The following is a 16190-nucleotide window of genomic DNA, read 5'->3' on the forward strand; positions in this document are numbered from 1 at the left end:
CCGGCTTCTTCGCAGCGGGCTTCTTGGCCGCCGCCTTCTTCGCCGCCGGCTTCTTCGCAGCGGGCTTCTTGGCCGCCGCCTTCTTCGCCGCCGGCTTCTTGCCCTTCTTGGCCGGGGCCGCTGCGGCGCGGGCCGCCAGCAGCGCCACGGCTTCGTCCAGCGTCACCTCGGTCGGTTCGGTGCCCTTGGGTACGTTAGCGTTGGTGGTGCCGTCGCTGATATAGGGGCCATAGCGGCCCGACAGCACGCGCACCGCCACGCCGCTTTCCGGATGCGCGCCCAGTTCGGCCAGCGCCGTCGCCGTCCCGCGTTGCGGCCGCCCGCCTGCGGCCTTGGCGGCGGCGGCTTCGGCCAGCTTGACCACGGCGGCGTTCATGCCGGTTTCGAACACCTCCGCCGTGTTGGTCAGCCGGCCGTATTTGCCGGCGTGCGCCAGATAGGGGCCATAACGGCCGATGCTGGCGGTGATCGGCTCACCCGTTTCCGGATGCTGGCCGATGGTGCGAGGCAGGCTGAGCAATTTCACCGCCCAATCCAGATCCTCCGGGCCTGAAATGCTGACATCCTTGGGGATCGACGCGCGTGGCGGTTTTTCGCCTTCACCCATCTGCACGAAGCGGCCGAAACGCCCTGACCGGAGCGTGATCAGCTCGCCCGACACCGGATCGGCGCCCAGTTCGATCGGGCCTTCACTGGCGCCGCCTTCGCTGGCAAACGGCCGCGTGTATTTGCATTCCGGGTAGTTGGAGCAGGCGACAAACGCCCCGAACCGCCCGGTCTTCAAGGACAGCCGCCCCGCCGCGCAACGCGGGCACAGGCGCGGATCGCTGCCATCTTCCTTGTCCGGAAACAGGAACGGCGCCAGATAGTCATCGAGCGCGGCGGTCACATCCGATGGCCGCTGCTCCATGATCTCGGCGGTTTTCGGCTGGAAATCCGCCCAGAAGGCGCGCAGCAATTCCAGGTAAGACGCGTCCCCGGCCGACACATCATCAAGCTGCGTCTCCAGCCCGGCGGTGAAATCATATTCCACATATCGCGCGAAGAACCGCTCCAGAAACGCCGTGACCAGCCGGCCCTTTTCCTCGGCGTGAAACCGGTTCTTTTCCACCCGCACATAGGCGCGGTCGCGCAGCGTCGTCAGGATCGAGGCGTAGGTCGAGGGCCGGCCGATGCCCAGTTCCTCCATGCGCTTGACCAGCGTGGCTTCGCTGAAGCGCGGGGGTGGTTCGGTGAAATGCTGGGTGGCCTGCACCTCTTTCGATGCGCAGCGATCGCCGCCGGCCAGGCGCGGCAGGCGGGCTTCATCGTCCTCGTCGTCCGCCGGCTTCTCGTCGCGGGCTTCGCTGTACAGCACCAGGAATCCCGGCGTGATCACCACCTGGCCGGTGGCGCGCAGGCCGTGGCGGCCATCATCATCATAGAGATCGATGCTGGTGCGCTCCAGCCGGGCGCTGGCCATCTGGCTGGCGACGGTGCGGTTCCAGATCAGCGCATAGAGTTTCTCCGCATCCGAATCCGCCCGGCCCGGCCGGCGCGAGAAATCCGTCGGGCGGATGGCTTCGTGCGCCTCCTGGGCGTTCTTGGCCTTGGTGGCATAGAACCGCGGCTTTTCGGGCAGCACATCGGGCTTGGCTCCATAATCCTGCGCGATCAGATCGCGCACGGCGGCCATGGCTTCGCCGGCAATCTGCACGCCATCGGTGCGCATGTAGGTGATGCGGCCATCTTCATACAGGCCCTGCGCGACGCGCATCGTGTGGCTGGCGTTGAAGCCCAGCCGGCGCGAAGCCTCCTGTTGCAGGGTCGATGTGGTGAACGGCGGCGCGGGGTTGCGGCTGACTGGCTTGGTCTCCACCGTCCGCACCGTAAATCCATTGTTTGCAATGGCTTCCCGCGCAGCATTTGCTGCAGCATGATCCAGATCGAACTGGCCGAGTTTCTTGCCATTCAGCACCGCCAGCCGCGCCATGAAGGTCGCGCCATTGGGCGCGATCATCTCCGCCGACACGCGCCAATATTCGCGCGCGACATGCGCCTCGATCTCGCGTTCGCGCTCCACCACCAGCCGCAGCGCCACCGATTGCACGCGGCCCGCGCTCTTCGCGCCGGGCAGCTTGCGCCACAACACCGGGGAGAGCGTGAAGCCGACCAGATAATCCAGCGCCCGGCGCGCCAGATAGGCATCGATCAATGGCTGATCGAGATCGCGCGGGGCCTGCATGGCGCGCGTCACCGCCGTCTTGGTGATTTCATTGAACGTCACCCGCCGCGCGCCGCCCTTGGGCACCGCCCGCTTGTCCTTCAGCCATTCCAGCAGGTGCCAGGAAATCGCCTCGCCCTCGCGATCCGGATCGGTCGCCAGGATCACGCTGTCGGCGCGCTTGGCCGCCTCGCGAATCGCTGAGAGCTGCTTGGTGCGATCGGCCGAAACCTCCCAGGCCATGGCGAAATCCGCTTCCGGATTCACCGACCCATCGCGCGGCGGCAGATCGCGCACATGCCCGAAACTGGCCAGCACCTCATAGTCGCTGCCCAGATATTTGTTGATGGTCTTCGCCTTGGCGGGCGATTCGACGATGACAAGCTGCATATGGTCCTCACGTGTACGCGCGAGGGTGGCGGCGGGTTGCAGCTCTCGTCAAGCGGCCAGCCGCCGCAGGCTCACGCGGGCGGCGCCCGCCGATCACCACAGGCAGCAGCGCCATGGCACTGGCGGCGCGCGATTGACCCGCACCATCACATTGGTCTGATCAGCGGGGAAGGTCGTGGTTTCGACAGTCACGCCCGGCATAGCGCCCTTGTGGCCAAGCCACCGCGCACCGTGATCAACCGCGACCGCCGCCGCGCCATCTGGTGCATGGGGCGGCCATGCGGCCTTGATCGCCGATCTCACGGGGCGCAGACGGCTTCAGACCGGACCCATGATCAAAGCCGGTTGGAGCCCCTGGTCGCTGCCAGGCAACCAACGCAAGCGTCACTCAATCGCCATGGCGAGGGGCGCCCAGAATGATGTTCAAGTTTTCAAGCGGTTGTGCAGCGGCATTGTTGACGCAGCGCTCGATATCGTCGTAGGCGTCCAGCACCGCAAGCCCCAGCGGCGTCAGCGATGCGCCGCCCCCGGACAGGCCACCGGCCCGCGTATCGATGATGGGATCAGGTGCCAGGGCATTGAGTTCGGCGACGAGCCTGACGCTGCGGGCATGGCTCATGCGCAACGTTCTGGCGGCTGCCGACACCGATCCCTTTGCGGCGATGGAACGCAGCAGCGCGATCTTGCCCGGCCCTAGCGCACCTGTGGGCAGCAGGATCCGGAACCACAGCATGGCTGTGTTGGGCGAGCGCGGCGGCGGAATCATGTCGGCATCTGGGGCGGCCTGTGCCTCTTCTGTCAATTGCGTTATATCCAGACAGATACAACGAATCGGGGTCAGATGTGCAAATGGCGGTCGGAGCGGTGCTGGCAGTCGCAGCGGCGGCCGCGCCGGGCACGGTTGACGCCGAGGTTGCGGGCGGCGGATCCCGGCGTGTGCCCGAAATTCTGGTCACGGCGCGTCGCCGGGTCGAAGATGTCCAGGTCGTACCGGCCGCCCTGTCGGTCGTCGATGGCGACCTGATCGAGCGCAGCTACACCGTCAACACCGCGCAACTCAGCCTGCTCGTGCCGGCGCTCAACTACAGCTCTGCCAACCCGCGCAACACGGCCTTCACCATCCGCGGGCTCGGCAGCAGCGTCGTCGCCGTCAGCCAGGCCAATGACGGGCTCGAGCCCGGCGTCGGCTTTTACGTCGATCAGGTCTACCACGCCCGTCCGGCCACCGCCGCCTTTGACTTTGTCGATATCGACCGCATCGAGGTGCTGCGCGGCCCGCAGGGCACATTGTTCGGCAAGAACAGCACGGCGGGCGCCATCCACATCATCACGCGCGCGCCGACGTTCGACTGGCAGGCGCAAGGGGAAGCGTCCCATGGCGAATTCAACTTTTTCCAGGCGCGCGCGGCCGTCTCAGGGCCGATCGTGGCCGACACGCTCGCCTTCCGCATCTCCGGTCTGGCGACGCGCCGCAACGGCGTCCTCCACAATGTGACCACCGGTCGCGATCAGAACAATCTCGACAACCGGTCGGTGCGCGGCCAGTTGCTGTGGCAGGCCCGCGACGCGCTCACCGTCCGGCTGACGGGCGACTGGAGCAGTTTCAGCAGCGAATGCTGCACGCAGGTGTATCTGCGGGTCGGCACATCGCTTCGACCAGCGGCACGCCAGTTTCCAGCCCTGTCGACCGGCATCGGCCATGCCCCGCCCAGCCTCAATGCCTATGATCGGTTGACCGACATCGATGCAAGACTGGCGGTCGATACCAATGAGGGCGGGGTATCGCTTGTTTACGATTGGGACCTTGGCCATGCGACGATCACCTCGGTGACCGCGTGGCGCTTCTGGAACTGGAATGCCGCCAACGACCGCGATTACACCGGCCTGAAGATCCAGTTGCAGCAGGGCATCCCCTCGCGCCAGGACCAGATCAGCCAGGAACTGCGCATGGCCTCGAACGGCGATGGCCCGCTCGGTTATGTCTGGGGCCTCTACTATTTCCGGCAGGTCATCACCGGCCGGCCGATCTCGATCTACGGTCCGACCGCTGCATATTGGCTGATCGGCCCGACAACGGGCACGCCGCCCGTCGCGGTGCCTTCGAACCTGCTCGATGGTTATGGCCAGGACGGCAGCACGCGCTTTGCGGCCGACAGCTATGCAATGTTCGGCGAGGTCAACTGGAAGGCGACCGATCGGCTGACCCTGACCGGTGGCCTGCGCTACACGATCGAGCATAAGGTCGGGGATTACACGACGACGGTGTCCGGTGGCTTGCAGACCACAGTGCCGGCCCTGATCAATGCCAAGCTGTCGATCTTGCGCCCACAAGCCTATGGCGCCCGTGACGATTCTGGCGATCTTTCGGGGCGGGCAAACGTCTCGTACCAACTTGCCGATGGCATCTTCGCCTATGCCAGCCATGCGCGGGGCTTCAAATCGGGCGGCATCAACATGTCGGGCCTGCCGCTCAACGTCCAGAACCAGCCGGCGCTGTCGACAGCGGTCGTGCGGCCAGAGCGGAATACGACCTATGAAGGCGGGCTGAAAACGGATCTCTTCGACCGGCGGCTGCGGTTCAATCTGACCGGCTACCACACCGAAGTCCGCGACTTCCAGGCGACCTTGGTCGATTCAACGCAGACGATCGCGCTGCGCGGTTATCTGTCGAACATTCCCAAAGTGACGGTCGAGGGTTTCGAAGCCGATGCGGTCGCCGCGCCCATCGCCGGTCTGCAACTGCGCGCCTCTGTGGCCTATGCCCGGGGCAGATACGCCGAGTACCCGAAGGGCCCATGCCCGCTGGAGTTGCAGGGCACGGCCACAACCGCCTGCGACCTGACCGGCGGGCGGCTGTCGGGGTTGCCGCGCTGGTCGACGACGCTGGGCGGCGACTATGCCGTCCCGATCGGCAAGGCCGGCGAACTGTTCTTCCACGCCGATTCAAGCTGGCGCAGCAGCCATCATGGCGATCCGACGCTATCGAAGTTCACGCTGATCGACGGCTTCAACGTCACCAATGCCGCGATCGGCATCCGCGCCGCAAAGGGCTGGACCGTCACCGTCTTCGCCCGCAACCTGTTCAACAGCAATTATATCCAGAACCTGACGATACAGGCGGGCAACGCCGGGCTGATCCTTGGCACTCCGAGCGATCCCCGCATCATCGGGGCGACCATGGGGTTCCGCATTTGACCAGATTGCCTGGCCATCCGGGCGATCGGCGTTGAAGCCGGGCGCTCGGATTGATTTGCCTGCGGACAATTCTGGCGCGCCCGGAACGAATGTTCAAAGGCTGCATGGGCGACAAGCGGCCCGGCCGGCCGCGCCTCAACTTAACGCCACCCGCCCGCCGGCATGGCGGGCCAGCGCGCCCTCCAGTTCCAGATCGAGCAGCACCGTCGCAACCTGCGCCGCCGGCAGGCCGGATTGGCGGACGAGTTCGTCCACCTGCACCGGCGTGGGGGAGAGCAGGGCGATCACGGCACGCCGCGCGTCTGGTTCGGCGACCAGGGCGGGAGCGGGCATGGATTCCGACACGTGCAGCGGCAGCGCGGGTTGGCCCGACAGCGTGTGCAGCGCCTCCAGCACGTCCGCCGCGCCTTGGATCAGGGTGGCACCTTCGCGGATGAGGAGGTTGCAGCCTTGCGCACGCGGATCGAGCGGGGAACCGGGGACGGCCATGACTTCGCGGCCCAATTCGGCGGCGATGCGGGCGGTGATCAGGCTGCCGGATTTGGGCGCGCCCTCCACCACGATGGTGCCGGCGGCCAGCCCGGCGATGATCCGGTTGCGGCGCGGGAAGTGGCGCGCCTGCGGTTCGATGCCCGGCGCCTGTTCCGCCACCACCAGGCCGGTCGCGGCGATCTTTGCCATCAGATCGGCGTGATCGGGCGGGTAGGGCACATCGATGCCGCCGGCGACCACCGCAATGGTCCCCCGATCCAGCGCCGCCACATGCGCCGCCGCATCGATGCCGCGCGCCAGGCCGGAGACCACGACGAAATCCGCCTCGCCCAGATCAATCGCCAATTGCCGCGCAAAGCGTGACCCAGCCGCGCTGGCATTGCGGGCGCCGACGATGGCCACCGCCGGGCGATCGAGCAGCGCGGTGTCGCCGTGCGCGAACAGCACCGGCGGCGCGGTTTCGGTGCGGGCGAGCAGCGGCGGATAATCGGGCGTGCCGATGAACAGCAATGTCGCGCCCAGCCGCACCGCGGTGGCCAGTTCCGCCTCTGCCACATCGCTGGCGCAAAGGTGCAACGGCCGGTTGCCGCGCCTGGCCAGATCGGGGAGCGCGTGCAGCGCCGCCTCTGCGCTGCCAAAGCGCGCCACGAGTTGCCGATAGGTGACCGGGCCGATGCTGTCCGTGCGGATCAACCGCAACCTTGCAACGGCGTCGGCCGGCAGGCTCATTTGGCCTTTTGTCCGATTTTCGATTCGGTGCCGTTGCCCAGCCGCGCGAGATTGTCCCGGTGCTGGAAGATCAGCAGCGCCGCCAGCATCGCCAGATGCAAGGCCCAGCCGAGATCGTGGGCCAGGAGCCACACGGCCAACGGGCAGGCGACCGCCGCCAGCATGCCGCCCACGCTGGAATAGCGCGTCACCAGCGCACCGCCGAGCCACACGGCCAGGGCGATCAGCCCCGCCAGCGGCAGCGCCGCCAATGTGATGCCCAGAATCGTCGCCACGCCCTTGCCGCCGCGGAAGCGCAGCCACACCGGAAAGCAATGGCCGATGAACGCCGCCATGCCGGCCATGATCCCGGCCATCTCGCCGCCCAGTTCGCGCCCGATCAGCACCGCCGCCGCGCCCTTGCCGGCATCGAGCAGCAACGTCGCTGCCGCCAGCGCCTTGTTGCCGGTGCGCAGCACGTTGGTGGTGCCGATATTGCCGCTGCCCACCTGGCGAATATCGATGCCGATCATCCGCGTGAGCAGCAGGCCGAACGGGATCGAGCCCAGGACATAACCAATCAGAAGCGCGATCCATTGCATGATCGCCAGCCTAGCGGCGCAGAAATCCGCCGTCTATGCTGCGCGCAACAGGGGGTTCTGATGAAGACGTTGCTCGCACTTGCCATGGCCCTGGCCGCTACCGCCGCCACCGCCCAGATGAAGCCCTCCGCGCCGCGCGACCCCGCGCTGGCCGCCGGGCCGTATGAGACGCTGGTGATCCGCGGCGCCACCATCATCACCGGCAACGGGGGCCCGCCGCAAGGCCCAGCCGACATCATCATCACGCAAGGCCGCATCACCGATATCCGCAGCGCCGGCACGCCGGGCCTGCCGCTGCGTGCCAACCGCGCGCCTGCCAATCCCACCCGCGAGATCGACGCCACCGGCATGTATGTGCTGCCCGGTTTCGTGGACATGCACGGCCACCAGGGCGATCCCGACAAGATGGACACGCCGGATTACGCCTGGAAACTCTGGCTGGCACATGGCGTCACCACGGTGCGCGGCGTGTCCTTCTTTGGCAGTGACACCGCGCGCGCCCTCGCCGATCAGAAACGCGCCGCAGCCGGCGAGATCATGAGCCCGCGGCTTTATGTGTATCAGACGCTTGGTTCGGGTGCATCGGCCGGCTGGAAGGGTGGACGCGTGCTGACGCCGGAAAAGGCGCGCGAATGGGTGCGCTGGGCAGCGTCTGTCGGCATCGATGGCATCAAATTCTTCAACCGCGGCGATGAAACCCCGGCGATCGACCGTGCTGCCATCGATGAGGCGAAGAAGCTCGGCCTCGGCACCGTCGCGCATCTGTCGCAACCCAACATCGCCGAATTCAACGCCCGCGATGCGGCGGCGGCGGGCCTGGGCACCATCACGCATTTCTATGGCCATTTCGAAAGCCTGCTGGATGGCCGCCGCGTGCAGGACACGCCGGCCAATTACAATTTCAACGACGAACAGATGCGCTTTGGCGGCATCGCCGAGATCTGGAACCAGATCCATGAACCGGGCGGGCCGGAATGGCAGGCCTATCTGCAGGCACAGAAGGCCAGCGGCGTCGTGTTCGATCCCACCTTCAACATCTACAGCGCCAGCCGCGATCTGATGCGCGCCCAGCGCGCCGAATGGCATGATCGTTACACGCTGCCCAGCCTGACGAAATTCTTTGAATCCAACCGCGACAACCACGGCAGCTATTTCTTCGAATGGACGTCCGAGCGCGAATATGAATGGCGGCGATTCTACACGCGATACATGCAATTAGTGAATGATTACAAGAATATCGGCGGGCGCGTCACCACCGGCTCCGATCCCGGCTTCATCTGGCAGACCTGGGGCTTCGGTTACATTCTCGAACTGGAACTGCTGCGCGAAGCCGGCTTTGCGCCGCTGGAGGTGATCCAGGCCGCCACCATCAACGGCGCCCGCACCCTGGAAGAACCCAAGGGCCGCGAACCGGATTTCGGCCTGGTGCGGGTGGGCATGCGCGCCGATCTGATCGTGGTGCCGGAAAACCCGCTGAACAATCTGAAGACGCTGTACGGCACCGGCTTTGCCCGGCTGGACGAGGCGACGCAGACCACGGTGGTGAAGGGCGGCATCCGCTGGACCATCCGCGACGGCATCGTGCACGATGTGCCGGCGATCCTGCGCAGCGTGGAGGCACAGGTGGCGTTAGCCAAGTCGGGGGCCAAGGCGGCGCGGTGAGGCCAGCCTCGATCCTCGATTACCGCGCGCGCAGCCGGGCGCGCGTCCCGCGCTTCCTGTTCGATTACACGGACGGCGGCAGCTATGGCGAAACCACCCTGGCCGCCAACCTTGCCGATCTGGCGGCGGTGCAGCTGGATCAGCGGGTGCTGGTGGATGTGTCGCGCATCGATACGGCGGTGACGTTGCTGGGGCAGAAACTGACGATGCCGGTGGTGCTGGCGCCGGTGGGCCTGGCCGGGCTGCACGCACGGCGCGGCGAAGTGCAGGCAATGCGGGCGGCGCGTGATGCCGGCGTTGCGATGGCGCTGTCCACCGTTTCGGTCTGTTCGCTGGCCGAGGTTGCGCAGGGTGCCGGCGCGCCGCCCTGGTATCAACTCTATCTCGTCAAGGATCGCGGCGCGAATGAAGCGATGATTGCTGCTGCGCGGGCGCAGCACTGCCCGGCGCTGGTGCTCACCGTCGATCTGCCGACCCCCGGCGCGCGTTACCGCGATGTGCGGTCCAGCCTGTCGGGCGCGCCGGGCGTTGCCGGCTGGCTGCACCGCGCCGCGCAGGTGGCGGCGCGGCCGCGCTGGGCGATGGATGTCGGCCTGCTGGGGGGTCCGGTGGCGATGGGCAATCTTGCGCAGCTTGTGGGGGCCAAGGCGCCGCTCAGCGATTATCTCGGCTGGCTGGCGCGCAATTTCGATGCCAGCGCCGATTGGGATCGGCTGGCCTGGGTGCGCTCGCTGTGGCCGGGGCCGTTGATCGTGAAGGGCATCTTGCACCCGGACGATGCTGCGCTGGCGGTGCAGAACGGCGCCGATGCCATTGTCGTGTCCAACCATGGCGGCCGGCAACTGGACGGCGCGATGTCGGCCGTGCGGGCGCTGCCGGCGATCCTGGACAGGCTGGGCGGCTGCGTGCCGGTGCTCGCCGATGGCGGCGTGCGGTCCGGCCTTGATGTGCTGCGCTATGTCAGTTCAGGCGCCAGCGCCGTGCTGGTCGGCCGGCCGTGGGTGTGGGCGCTGGGCGCGCGCGGCCAGGCCGGGGTGGCGCACATGCTGGCCTTGATCCGGGCCGAGCTGGAAACTGCCATGGCGCTGACGGGTCGCACCCGGCTGGCCTGACACGGCAAAGCCTTGTAACGCTGCTGCAATGACCGACCGGCTGATCATCGCCCTTGCCCAGTTGAACGCCAGCGTCGGCGATGTGGCCGGCAATGCCGATGCCATATTGCAGGCACGCGAGCACGCCGCCGGCGCCGATCTGCTGGTGACACCCGAACTCAGCATCGTCGGCTATCCGCCCGAGGATCTGGTGCTGAAACCGGCGTTGGTCGCGGCGGCCAGGCACCAGGTGGAGCGGCTGGCGGCGGCCACGGCCACGCAGGGCCCGGCGCTGCTGGTCGGCACGCCCTGGGCGGAAGATGGCAAGCTGTTCAACGCCATGCTGCTGCTGGATGGCGGGCGCATTGCCGGCATCACCCGCAAACATGACCTGCCCAATTATGGCACGTTCGATGAAAAGCGCTTGTTCGACAGCGGGCCGCTGCCCGGCCCGCTGGTGGTGCGCGGCGTGCGCATCGGCGTGCCGATCTGCGAAGACATCTGGTTGCCCGATGTGTGCGAATGCCTGGGCGAAACCGGCGCCGAACTGCTGATCGTGCCCAACGGCAGCCCCTATGAAGTGGGCAAGGGCGACCAGCGCCTGTCCGTCAGCGTGGCGCGGGTGACGGAAACCGGCTTGCCGCTGGCCTATCTGAACCGCGTTGGCGGGCAGGATGAGCTGGTGTTCGATGGCGCGTCGTTCGTGCTGAACGCGAACCGCACACTGGCGCAGCGCCTGCCCGATTGGGATGAAGAGGTGCGCCTTACCCACTGGCAGCGCGGCCCGGCCGGCTGGGCGTGCGCGCCCGGGCCGCTCAGCCCGCCTGACGAAGACCCGGCCGACATCTATCATGCCATGCTGGTGGGGCTGCGCGATTATGTGAACCGCAACCGCTTTCCCGGCGTGGTGCTCGGCCTGTCGGGCGGCATTGATTCAGCGCTGTCGGCGGCGGTCGCCGTCGATGCGCTGGGCGCAGACCGGGTGTGGTGCGTCATGCTGCCCAGCCCCTACACCAGCCAGGAGAGCCTGGACGATGCCGCGGAATGTGCGCGCCTGCTCGGCTGCCGGCTGGATACCGTGCGCATCGAACCGGCGATGCAGGCCTATGATACGATGCTGGCCCCGCTGTTCGCCGGCCGCACGCCCGATCTGACCGAGGAGAATATCCAATCGCGCATCCGCGCCGTCACGCTGATGGCGCTGTCGAACAAATTTGGCCACATGCTGCTGACCACCGGCAACAAGAGCGAGATGAGCGTCGGCTATGCCACCATCTATGGCGACATGGCCGGCGGCTATTCGGTGCTGAAAGATCTGTACAAGATGACTGTGTTTCGCGTGTCGGAATGGCGCAATGCCCATGCGCCCCGGCTGGGCATTGGCCCGTCAGGCCCGGTGATGCCGGCACGGGTGATCAGCAAGCCGCCATCGGCCGAGCTGCGCCCCGACCAGAAGGATGAGGACAGCCTGCCGCCCTATCCGCTGCTCGATGCCATCCTGCACGGGCTGGTGGAGCAGGAACAATCGGCGGCCGATCTGGTGGCGCAGGGGCTGGATGCGGCCACGGTCGCCCGCATCGAACGCCTGCTCTACATCGCCGAATACAAGCGCCGCCAGGCCCCGCCGGGCGTGAAGATCGGCGGCCGCAACTTCGGCCGCGACCGGCGCTATCCGATCAGCAATGCGTTTCGCACGGCTTAGCGCCCTCATCCTGGCCGCGGCACCGACTCTGGCGTTGGCAAAGGGGCCACCGCTACTGCCGCCACTGCCGCCACCGCTGCCCGCCCTCGATCTGCCCGCCGACCGCCCGGTGATCGCCGCGCAGATCGCCGGGCGCGATGTGCTGCTCACCGTGGATTTCGGCGCTGATCCGGTCGTGCTGATCGGCCCCGATGCGCATCGCCGGCTCGGCCTGGCGGGGGAGGCCCGACCCGATGGCAAGCCGGTGCGGCGCGGACTGTTCCAGGTGTCGGTGGGCCAGGTGCCGCTGGCGGTGCCGTTCAGCCGCGAAACGCTGGTGATTGCCGGGCAGGCCCTGCCGGCGCGCGTGCTGGCGGCGGCGGCGGTGCCCGATGGCCAGGCGGCGGGCAGCGACGGCGTGATCGGCCTGCCGCTGCTGCCGTACGGCGACGTGCAGATCAGCCGGCGCGCACCCGGCGCGCAGGATCGCCAGGTGACCGTGCCGGCGCGGATCGGCGGCAACAGTGGCGCGCTGGGCTTTGACTGGAGGCTTGGCGATGGCGCCGGACGCATCGAGGTGGAGCTGCACAATCTGCGCCCTGCCGGTGTGGCCAGCGTGGCCAGCGTGGCGGCAGCCAGCCGGCTGGCGCAGGCCGGCGGCGGGCATCTGGACGGCCCGGTGCGGCGGGTGGTGATCGGCTTTGGCGTCGCGCGCCCGGTGCGCCGGCTGTTGTTCGAAAGGCCGGTGGTGATGGCCGGCCTGGCGGTGACGAGCGTCGACGTGCGCCTGTTCGATTGGGCCGGCGGCGCCGATCTGCCGCCCGATGCCGGCACCGATCGCGCCACCCTCACCGTGATCGGCCGGCGCGGCCGGCAGCGGGGTTGGCCAGTGCTGAAACTGGGCGATGACGTGCTGGGCCGCTGCGCCAGCCTGCGCTGGCGGCGCGAAGCGGGCGAGTGGCTGCTGACCTGCCCAAGCCCTTGAGCGGAAAGCAAATCGTGCGGCCCAATCGCAGCGCATCGTTCGGTCAGCGAACACTTGTGGCCATGCCGCACAGATGATACCAAATGCGAGTCGGTGAGACGGCACGCCAGCAGGCCGCCACAGATGTGGTTTCAATCAACAGCACCGGCCCGTCGGTGGCGGAACCAATCTGCCCCATCGCACCTGGCCGTAACTTGGGGGTAACGGATCATGGCTGCAATCGCCGTTTCACGTCTGGCACTCATCACGGCATTGGCCTGGCCGGCCATGGCGGCCGCGCAGCAAGCCGCGGCACCGGCAGCACCAGCCGCCGCCGCCGCACCGGAAGACACCGGTAACGAGACAATCGTGGTCACCGGATCGCGCATCACCGCATCGGGCTATACCGCGCCGACGCCGGTCACCGTGGTCAGCGAGGAATTGATCCTGCGCGATGCCAAGCCGACCATCGGCGATGCCATCCGCGAACTGCCGGCGGTCGGATCGTCGGCGTCGCCCAACAACACGTCGGGCGCCGGCAACATCGTCGCCGGCATCACCGGCCTTGATACGGTGAACCTGCGCAACCTGGGCGTGACCCGCACGCTGGTGCTGTTCGATGGCCAGCGTGTCGTGCAATCCAACGTCACTGGCCAGGTCGATATCGGCACCATGCCCACCGCGCTGGTGCAGCGCATCGATGTGGTGACCGCAGGCGCTTCGGCCGCCTGGGGTTCGGATGCCGTGTCGGGCGTGGTCAACCTGGTGCTCAACAAGAAATTCGATGGCCTGAAGGCCAGCATCGAAGCCGGCGATTCCTATGCCTTCGATCGTTTCAACTATCGCGCGCAAGCCGCGTTCGGCACCGGTTTCAACGATGGTCGCGGCCGATTGATCGTGGCCGGCAACTTCTTCAACGCGCCCAGCAACATCTTCGCCAATCAGCGCGGCTGGAACAATTATCGCCAACTGGTCAACAATCCGGCCTTCACCGCCACCAACAGCGAGCCCCGGCTGATCCATGCCAACAATGTCAACCTGTCGAACGGGACGACGGGGGGCCTGATCACGGCCGGCTGCCGTGCGGCCCTGACCGCGACGGGCGGCTGCCCGGCAGGCCAATCCACCACCGCAAGCCCGCTGCAGAACCAGCAATTCGGGGCCAACGGCGCGTTGTCGCCGTTTGGCGGCACGCTGGTTTCGGGGCAGATCGCCGCCAACGCCGACACATTGCAGGGCGCGCTGAACAATCTGGCGATCAATTATCGCACCGGTTCCGTGTTCAGCCTTGTGTCCTACGAGGTTGCAGACTGGCTGAAACTGTCGTTGCAGGGCAATTACGGCGCCACCTTCAGCCGCAACAATTCGGTGCCGTTCATCCGCGTCGGCGCGCAGGCGCCGTTCATCCGCGCCGAAAACCCGTTCGTTTCCGATGGGTTGCGTGCGCAGATGACAGCGGCCGGGCTGACCGCCATCCAGGTCGGCACGATGAACCTCAACAACGTCACCGGCGACACGCTGAGTTACGATAATTTCGCCACCAACGCCGTCGGCATTCCGGTGGCGACCACCGATCGTTCGCTGCTGCGCGGCGTGTTCAGCGCCGAAGGCGATCTCGGCGGCGGCTGGAGCTACAACGCCTATTACCAGCGCGGCGACGTGACCGTGTTCCAGAAAACCGAATCAAACGCCATCATCGGCAATTTCAACCGCGCCGTCGATGCCGTGCGCAACACCGCCGGCCAGATCGTCTGCCGCGTCAATGCCGATGCCACCACAGCCAATGATGATCCGGCCTGCGCGCCCTTGAACATCCTGGGCACCGGCGTCGCCAGCCAGGCGGCCATCCGCTATATCAACGTCGCGCCGGGGCAGAATTTCCAGCGCCAGAAACTGCGCCAGACGGTGACCGCCGCGACCATCCAGGGCACCCTGCCCGGACTGTCGGCGGGCGACGTCGCCGTGGCGTTCGGCGGTGAATATCGCACCGAAAGCGGCACGATCACCAACGATCCGGGCGCTCAGGCCCGCATCTATTCGGTGGCCAATTTCCCCAGCTTTGTCGGCGGTTACAACGTCAAGGAAGGCTTTGTCGAAGTCGATGTGCCGCTGTTGAAGGACAATGGCGTCCAGTCGCTGAACGTGTCGGGTGCAATCCGCTACACCGATTATTCCACCAGCGGCAGCGTCATCACCTGGAAGGCGGGCATGCTGTCGGATGTGGTCGATGGCGTGCGCGTGCGCGCCACGTTGTCACGCGATATCCGGGCCCCCAATTTGAACGAACTGTTCTCGACCGGCCTGTCCACCCTGTCGTCGGCGGTGGACCCGCGCAACAACGTGACCGTGGCGATTTTCAGCTTCGCCAGCGGCAATGCCAATCTGCAGCCGGAAAAGGCCCGCACCTTCTCGGCCGGTGTGGTGTTGCAGCCGTCGTTCATCGACCGGTTCAGCCTGTCGATCGATTATTATCGCATCGCCCTGACCGATGCGATCGTGACGGTGGGTGCCAATGATACGCTGCAACGCTGCAACGCCGGCGAAGCCGCCTTCTGCAGCCAGCTCGTGTTTGCCGGTGCAACCGGGGCAAATGGCCAGCCGCTGCTGTCGCAGATCAACGTCATTCCCAACAACATTGCCAGGCTGACCACATCGGGCATCGATTATCAGCTCGACTGGACGGTGCCGGCCCTGGGTGGAAACCTCAATTTCCGCGTGCTCGGCAGCTATATCCTCCAGCTTGAACAGCAGCAGTTGGGCACCACCTTCAAACTGGCGGGCGCCATCGGTCCGGACAATCTGGGCGGCACCGGCTTCCCACGCGCGCGCTTCACCGCATCGACCACCTGGAACAAGGATGACATCAGCCTGACCGCGCAGACCCGCTTCATCGGCGCGGCGAAGCTGAACAGCGCCTGGGGGCCCAGGGATGTGGACGACAACAAGGTCCCGGCGATCGCCTATGTCGATCTGCGCGGCAGCTGGCAGATGAACAAGCATGTCCAGTTGTTCGCCACCGTCGACAACCTGCTCAACAAGGCACCGCCCAACGTCGCGGCCAGCCAGGCACAGGGGCAGAGCGCCTTTTACTTCACCCCGATCAACGGCATCATCTATGATGCGATCGGCCGGGCCTATCGCGCCGGCGTGCGTGTGAATTTCTGAAGAATCGGGCGCTGGTCAGGCCGGCGGCGGCACAAGC

10 protein-coding genes are annotated in these 16190 nt (G+C 66.7%); 6 read left to right on the top strand and 4 right to left on the bottom strand.

What is annotated here, in order from left to right:
• Both topA and ABWP22_RS01510 read right to left on the bottom strand, forming a co-directional pair.
• The coding region (gene topA / locus ABWP22_RS01505; RefSeq protein WP_353198157.1) for a type I DNA topoisomerase at positions 1–2593 on the bottom strand (2593 nt) is incomplete at its 3' end.
• Between the two features lie 388 nt (positions 2594–2981).
• Positions 2982–3359, bottom strand: a complete 378-nt coding sequence (locus ABWP22_RS01510) for a winged helix-turn-helix domain-containing protein (protein ID WP_353198158.1) — start codon at positions 3357–3359, stop codon at positions 2982–2984.
• Between the two features lie 83 nt (positions 3360–3442).
• On the opposite strand from ABWP22_RS01510, the gene ABWP22_RS01515 reads away from it, so the two are divergent.
• Positions 3443–5788, top strand: a complete 2346-nt coding sequence (locus tag ABWP22_RS01515; protein WP_353198159.1) for a TonB-dependent receptor — start codon at positions 3443–3445, stop codon at positions 5786–5788.
• 135 nt (positions 5789–5923) lie between these two features.
• Here the strand turns inward: ABWP22_RS01515 and dprA are convergent, their stop codons facing one another.
• Both dprA and plsY read right to left on the bottom strand, forming a co-directional pair.
• Positions 5924–7009, bottom strand: a complete 1086-nt coding sequence (dprA, locus tag ABWP22_RS01520; RefSeq protein WP_353198160.1) for a DNA-processing protein DprA — start codon at positions 7007–7009, stop codon at positions 5924–5926.
• Positions 7006–7590 carry a glycerol-3-phosphate 1-O-acyltransferase PlsY gene (plsY, locus tag ABWP22_RS01525; protein ID WP_353198161.1) on the bottom strand — a complete coding sequence of 195 codons (585 nt, stop codon included), beginning with the start codon at positions 7588–7590 and terminating at the stop codon, positions 7006–7008. The genes dprA and plsY overlap by 4 nt, the downstream gene beginning before the upstream one ends.
• 60 nt (positions 7591–7650) lie before the next feature.
• Between plsY and ABWP22_RS01530 the strand changes: the two genes are divergently transcribed.
• The 5 genes from ABWP22_RS01530 to ABWP22_RS01550 all read left to right on the top strand — a co-directional run bounded on the left by ABWP22_RS01530 (position 7651) and on the right by ABWP22_RS01550 (position 16153).
• Positions 7651–9252: an amidohydrolase family protein gene (locus tag ABWP22_RS01530; protein WP_353198162.1), complete on the top strand. Its 1602-nt coding sequence runs from the start codon at positions 7651–7653 to the stop codon at positions 9250–9252.
• A complete protein-coding gene (locus ABWP22_RS01535) occupies positions 9249–10364 on the top strand; it encodes an L-lactate dehydrogenase (protein WP_353198163.1) in 1116 nt (371 codons plus the stop codon). Before ABWP22_RS01530 ends, ABWP22_RS01535 begins: the two co-directional genes overlap by 4 nt.
• Before the next feature lie 28 nt (positions 10365–10392).
• On the top strand, positions 10393–12045 hold the full coding sequence (locus ABWP22_RS01540) for an NAD+ synthase (RefSeq protein ID WP_353198164.1): 1653 nt from the start codon (positions 10393–10395) through the stop codon (positions 12043–12045).
• Between the two features lie 34 nt (positions 12046–12079).
• A complete protein-coding gene (locus ABWP22_RS01545; RefSeq protein WP_353198165.1) occupies positions 12080–13009 on the top strand; it encodes a hypothetical protein in 930 nt (309 codons plus the stop codon).
• Positions 13010–13219: 210 nt separating this feature from the next.
• The gene (locus ABWP22_RS01550; protein ID WP_353198166.1) at positions 13220–16153 is read left to right on the top strand and encodes a TonB-dependent receptor domain-containing protein; all 2934 of its coding nucleotides are present in this window, start codon (positions 13220–13222) and stop codon (positions 16151–16153) included.
• Positions 16154–16190 lie beyond the last annotated feature (37 nt).

The sequence above is a fragment of the Sandarakinorhabdus sp. genome (genome assembly GCF_040398665.1).
Lineage (GTDB): Bacteria > Pseudomonadota > Alphaproteobacteria > Sphingomonadales > Sphingomonadaceae > Sandarakinorhabdus.

Bases quoted from the DNA above. Each gene is read 5' to 3' on its own strand.
- ABWP22_RS01510 (WP_353198158.1), bottom strand. From the start codon at position 3,359: ATGATTCCGCCGCCGCGCTCGCCCAACACAGCCATGCTGTGGTTCCGG.
- ABWP22_RS01515 (WP_353198159.1), top strand. From the start codon at position 3,443: ATGGCGGTCGGAGCGGTGCTGGCAGTCGCAGCGGCGGCCGCGCCGGGC.
- dprA (WP_353198160.1), bottom strand. From the start codon at position 7,009: ATGAGCCTGCCGGCCGACGCCGTTGCAAGGTTGCGGTTGATCCGCACG.
- plsY (WP_353198161.1), bottom strand. From the start codon at position 7,590: ATGCAATGGATCGCGCTTCTGATTGGTTATGTCCTGGGCTCGATCCCG.
- ABWP22_RS01530 (WP_353198162.1), top strand. From the start codon at position 7,651: ATGAAGACGTTGCTCGCACTTGCCATGGCCCTGGCCGCTACCGCCGCC.
- ABWP22_RS01540 (WP_353198164.1), top strand. From the start codon at position 10,393: ATGACCGACCGGCTGATCATCGCCCTTGCCCAGTTGAACGCCAGCGTC.
- ABWP22_RS01550 (WP_353198166.1), top strand. From the start codon at position 13,220: ATGGCTGCAATCGCCGTTTCACGTCTGGCACTCATCACGGCATTGGCC.